Origin of the sequence: Paenarthrobacter sp. RAF54_2 (genome assembly GCF_052113945.1) — a bacterium.
Classification (GTDB): Bacteria; Actinomycetota; Actinomycetes; order Actinomycetales; family Micrococcaceae; genus Arthrobacter.
The window spans coordinates 1-5616 of sequence record NZ_JBFRDV010000051.1 but is presented as its reverse complement, the minus strand read 5'-3'; the positions used below and the strand labels follow the sequence as shown (position 1 = coordinate 5616).

General features: G+C 62.2%; 3 protein-coding genes and 1 pseudogene. 1 reads left to right on the top strand and 3 read right to left on the bottom strand.

Annotated features, from left to right (window positions below; all coding sequences use genetic code 11):
- Positions 1–428: 428 nt before the first annotated feature.
- Positions 429–3167 (bottom strand): chitobiase/beta-hexosaminidase C-terminal domain-containing protein, encoded by a 2739-nt coding sequence (locus tag AB4Y87_RS25790; RefSeq protein ID WP_442007067.1) that lies wholly within the window; start codon positions 3165–3167, stop codon positions 429–431.
- Positions 3168–3457: 290 nt separating this feature from the next.
- Positions 3458–4261 (bottom strand): gamma-glutamyl-gamma-aminobutyrate hydrolase family protein, encoded by an 804-nt coding sequence (locus AB4Y87_RS25785; RefSeq protein WP_442007066.1) that lies wholly within the window; start codon positions 4259–4261, stop codon positions 3458–3460.
- Positions 4262–4334: 73 nt separating this feature from the next.
- Between AB4Y87_RS25785 and AB4Y87_RS25780 the strand changes: the two genes are divergently transcribed.
- Positions 4335–5471 carry an LOG family protein gene (locus AB4Y87_RS25780; protein ID WP_442007065.1) on the top strand — a complete coding sequence of 379 codons (1137 nt, stop codon included), beginning with the start codon at positions 4335–4337 and terminating at the stop codon, positions 5469–5471.
- On the opposite strand, the pseudogene AB4Y87_RS25775 reads toward AB4Y87_RS25780, so the two are convergent.
- Positions 5468–5616 (bottom strand): annotated as a pseudogene (locus tag AB4Y87_RS25775) (IS481 family transposase); the annotation flags it as partial. The gene AB4Y87_RS25780 and the pseudogene AB4Y87_RS25775 overlap by 4 nt on opposite strands.

Genomic DNA, 5616 nt, shown 5'->3' with positions numbered 1-5616 from the left:
CCTGTTTCACCGACCGGTTCGTGGACAAAACAAGCCGCACAGCGTCCTCACGGAAAGCGGCATCGTATTTTCTTCTGGGCGTGGTCATCTGAAGTGAAGCTCCCATCAAGCTGTCTCACAAAACCATACGACCGCAGATCTTCTCTCACGTCCTTGGGCATTGGGGGCGTTCCTCCCTCCCTTGCTTCAGGAAAGCCACGACGTCGGCACCTGACCTGAGTGCGGACGTCGGGACCTCGAGTCCCGGCGGTGAGAGAGGATCGGCCAAAAGGGGCCTCGATGTGAGAGAGGATCGGGCGGGAGGGGCGTCGATGTGAGAGAGGATCGGGCGGGAGGGGCGTCGATCTGAGAGAGGATCGGACGTGGCTGACGCGGGCCGGATGAGTCTGGGGGAAAACTCCGACCCGCGCCAGGTATATGGGGGCTGATCAGCCGATGACCTTCATGGCCTGCCAACCCGTACCGAGGCTAACGGGCGGAACGTTGCTGAGCGTTCCGCTTCCCGATCCGGGATAGAGCCACAAAGTGTCTCCGATGCGGCCTACGACGTCGTTCTTACCGTCGCCGTCAAGGTCCCGTGGTCCGGCCAGCGCAGTACGGGTTCCCCAGCCCGTCCCGATCTGCGTCCATTGCAGCCAGCCCCCGGAACCATTGCCCGGATATAGCCATAATGCGCCTGTATCAGTGCGCCGCGCCAGTACATCTGCCTTGCCGTCACCATTGAAATCGCCGCTGCTGAAGATGGAGTTCATGACGCCCCAACCCCAGCCGACGGTATAGGGGGTCCGCTGTCCTCCAGCGCCATTTCCTTCATACAAACGGAGGTCGCCGTTGCTGCGACGTGCCATGAGATCGGGAATACCGTCACCGCTGAAATCCCCTGGTGAGAAGATCTGCGTCATGGTGCTCCAACCGATGCTGACCTGCTTCCGGGCGCCAAAGCTGCCGGCGCCATCACCGGGGTAGAACCATAGGACGTCCCCGGATCGTGCCAGGACGTCGGGCTTCCCGTCGCTGTTGAAATCGCCCGGGGTGATGGTGTCCGTGTTGGCTGACCAGGCGGGTGCAGGCAAGGCGAGTTGCCGTGGGCCGAGTCCACCTGCGCCGTTGCCGGGATACAGGTACAGGTTCCCGGCGGTATCAGCCGCCAGGACGTCAGCGCGGCCGTCACCGTTGAAGTCATGGGCCGACGGCGGTCCGGCTGCGGGAACGGTGTACGTCTGGGTGCCCACGGGCGAGGTGTTGCCTGCGGTATCCACGCCTATGTATTTGAGCGTCAGCGTGGAGCTGCCCATCACAATCGGGCTGGAGTACTTGATGTTGGTAGCAGATTCCGTGGCCGTGGGGGTGCTGCCGTTCGTCGTGTAATAGATGGCCGCCCCAGGCTCGTTGGCGCTCAGCGTGATCGTGGCGCCGCTGGCCAGGGCCCGTCCGGTGGGATTGGCCGTCACAACAGGAGCCGTCGTGTCCGGCGGAATCGTGTAGGTCTGTGTTGCGACGTCGGAGGTATTTCCAGCCGTATCCTTGGCGAAGTACTTCAGGGTCATGGGGCCGGGCCCATTGAACGTTATTGGCGCGGTGTACACCAGGCCGGCTGTGAGGGGATCGGTGCCGTCTGCGGTGTAACGGATTTCCGCTGGTTCGTTGGCGGACAACGTGATGGTGGTACCTGCAGGATAGGCGCCCCCTACAGGGTTGGCTGTCACAACAGGTTTGGTGATGTCAGGGCCCGTGGAGTACGTCTGGGTGGCCACGACCGAGGAATTGTTGGCGCCGTCAACGGCGAAGTACTTCAGGGTCATCGGGCCATTCAGCGGGATGGGGCTGGCGTACTTGCTGCTCGCCGTCGTGGGGTTGCTGCCGTCCGTGGTGTAGTAGATCGTCGCCGTCTCATTGGCGGTGAGGGTGATGGATTGACCCACAGCGTATGTTCCACCCGGAGGCGTCGCAGTGACCACGGGGGCAACGTTGTCCGTTCCCAGATACGCCTCAAACTCGGCCAGACCGGCGTTGGTGGTGCTGGAGCTGACTGAGGTGATGTTCAAACGCACAGAGCTCACGGTCTTTGCCGGGAAGTTGATGGTGAGTCCGGAGCCATTATTGGGAAGGGCAGGGACTGTCACTGTGCTTCCGTCCGAGAACAACAGGTTTCCTCCGGTGATTTGGTCCGAGAGGAGCGGCCGGTCGAACAAGGTCACCGCGTTGATGGTCCTTGTGGGGGAGAAGTTGTATTGAATCCAACTGCCTGCCTTTTCGCCGGCTGTTACCCACTCACGGGTTGCGTCCATGGGAGCGCCCCAGTCGTACCCATCCCGGGCCTTCTCCGGACTCTGGGCTGCTGCTTTCTGGGATGACGCCGTGACGGTGGTCCCTGCAGATTTCGCGGCATTGCCCACCCACTCAATGGCTGTGATGTATTGCCGCTTCAGCCACTCGTCGTAGGGGGAATCGGGGCAACCTTCGCCGGGACTGCTGCAGATATACATGTCGAAATCCGCGAATCGCACGAAGGTGTCCACCTTCGCAGTGAGTTCAGCACCCGTCACATTCTGGGGGTACTCGTCAATCACGTACGCATCGTAGGCCAGGGAAGTGTGGGGGCCGGTGTAGCTGCGGGTAGCCAACTGGGCGAATTTGGCGGTTGCCCARTGGTCGCTGTGGTCGTAGGGGTTGTTAAAGTTGCCGGTCCAATCCTGGGTACGGAACGTGGTCGGTTGGAAGTTGGCCACCAGCCGGTTCAACGCAGTCTGGAACTGGGACTTGGTGAACGTGGCGGCATTGTCCACGGGCCTGATGGAGGAAAGCCGTCCATCCCAGAGTTTGAGAATGCTCTGGTCGTTGTACGCCGCACTGCCATCACCATTCGGGAAACCATCGGGGAGCCGCATGAACACCACAGAGATGTTGGGCGCGCCATTGAGGGTTTGCATAGTCAGCGGCCGGTTGGGAACGCCTGCGTCCGAGGTGGTCCACGAATCAGACACCCCTGCCATCTTGGAGTAACTGGCCCTGATTCCAGCTTCCAGGCCCTTCCAGTACGAAGCGCCCTCGCCGGCCTCGCCCGCAGTGGTGAACACGGTTTGGACGCAGCGTTTGGCCTGGATATCCCTCATGAAATCGGGGCTCAGGAAAATCAGGTCATCGTCCGTGTGGGCCACGATCTGCATGGCGCCGCCGGTTCCTGCGCACGGCGGTACGGCTGACACCGCAGGGGTGGCGGAAAATGCGACGAGTCCCGCGAAGGCCAGAGCCGGACTAAAGATAAAACCCAGAAGGCTGAAAAAATGAGCTTGCCGATTCGCACGACGGACGTATTTTGGACGGTCCACAACCATGCTCCTTTGAGCAGATGTTGGGCCCCCCAGCCGGCAAACTTACGACGCCCATCGGGACGTCATTCGAATGGAGTTATGCGCTAGCCGAGCTCTCAGAGGAACGGAAAGCGATGCAGTGAGCGCTACTGTACTCCTCCGGGCCGGGCCTGAACAGGGTTCCGGCACACTTCCACGAACGCTTTAAAAGGCGCCAACCGTTCCGCATCCGGAAGCTGGGAAGCTTCCGGATGCCACTGCACGGAGGCAACCCAACGGGAAGGATCTTCAAGCGCTTCCACCGTGCCGTCGTCGGCGATCGCCGTCACCATCAGGCCTTCACCCACCCTGGCCACGGCCTGGTGATGCCCGGAAGCGATCTTGATGGACGTCCCTTCCGGCGCGCCATAGAGGGCGGCGGTCTTCGAACCGGGTACCAGCACGACGTCGTGCCATGCCCACTCATTGGCCGCGGGATCGTGGGGATTCAATCCATTGTGGTTGACGGCCGACGGTGCCATGTCCTGGATCAACGTCCCGCCGTAAAGCACGTTCAACAACTGATGGCCGCGGCAGATCCCCAGCAGCGGAAGGCCGGCGTCGATCGTGGCCCGGGCGACGTCAATGTCCAGGTGATCCTGTTCCGGATTGACGTCATATACCGAGTCCTCCGGATCCTGGCCATAAAGACGCGGTTCCAGGTCCCCGCCACCGGGCAGCAGCACGCCGTCGAGCGTTTTCATGACGGAGGCCAGACGCCCGGCGCTGTCGGCCGAAATGGGGGTCAGCAACACCGGCTGTGCACCGGCTTCACGGAGCAAATCCACAATAAAGGTGAACAGTTGGTTGGCTTCGCCCACGCGGGCGTCGGGATTGTCCGAGCTGCTAAGGCGGACCGGAACTCCGATACGCGGCCGGGCGCCGGCGCCGCCCTCATCTGAAGTCTTCATGCTTCATCATGCAACGGAACATCGCCCACACGTAAACGGGACGCAAGCCGCTGAGCGCTACTACGCTGATGCCATGAATCCCTCCGGTGCCTTGAACCCAAGTCCACGGACGCTCGACGTCGAAAGCATCGTCCATTTCGACAAGCTGGTCAGTTCCGGGGCCGGGTCCATGCACGGCTGGCACGCACAGTCGCTGGACCTCCGCGGACGTTCACGGGAACTAAAAATGATGGACCCGCAGGGCGCTATCTTCCTGGGATGCACATTCGACGACGGCATCGAGGAGAGCCTGCGAAGCCGCGGCGCGCTCATCTTTCCCAAGATGCGCGGCGTACCGTTCAACCCGTACCGCGGCACCCTCTACACAGCAAGGGAACTCTACGAGGACATTTCCGCTACCGAGTATGAAGCCACCCTGGACGCAAGGATTTATGAGTGGAGCATCCTTCCAGGCAAGCGGGCAAGCCTGGACGCGACGCTCGCCGCAGCCCTCCACGACCACGCCATTGGCGATGCCCTGGACGAACTGCTGCAAGACGGTGAGCTATCCGGTACCAAGCTGGTAGGCGTCATGGGAGGACACGCCGCCCAGCGCGGAACCAAGGAATTCGACGACGCCGCGCGGCTGGGTCGCTTGCTCGCGCAAGCCGGATTCACGGTAGCCACCGGCGGTGGTCCCGGCGCTATGGAAGCAGCCAATATGGGCGCCTACCTCAGCGGACTGCCAGACGCCGATTCCACCGCAGCCCTGCAAACGCTCGCTTCCATCCCCGGGTTCAGGCCCTCGGTGACGGCTTGGGCGCGGCAAGCAGCCGCCGTCGTCGAACGTTACCCGGAAGGCACCGCGACGCTCGGCATACCCACGTGGTTCTACGGCCACGAGCCACCAAACCTGTTCGCAACCCACATCGCGAAGTACTTCGCCAACGCGATCCGGGAAGCGATCCTCCTGGAGCTTTGCAACGGTGGGATCGTGTTCCTGCCGGGTTCCGCCGGAACCGTGCAGGAGATCTTCCAGGACGCCTGCGAAAACTATTACGGCGCCCCCGAAACCATCACTCCCATGGTCCTGGTGGGCCGCGATCATTGGGAACAGACCTACCCGGCGTGGCCGATGCTGCGGAGCCTCGCTGCCGGGAGGCCCATGGCGGAGAGGATCTTCCTGGTGGACACTGTGGAGGATGCGCTCGCAGTCGTGGCCGCGGGCTAGATGTATTGCCCACGGAGGTTGGTGACGCGGCTGGCTGGTGGCTGACCTTTGAGTGAGGTGTGGCCTCGATGATGATTGTAGTGATGGAGCCAGTCCGCGAAGGCGGCAACACGCTCGGTCTCTGATCGGTACGGGCGGGAGTAGG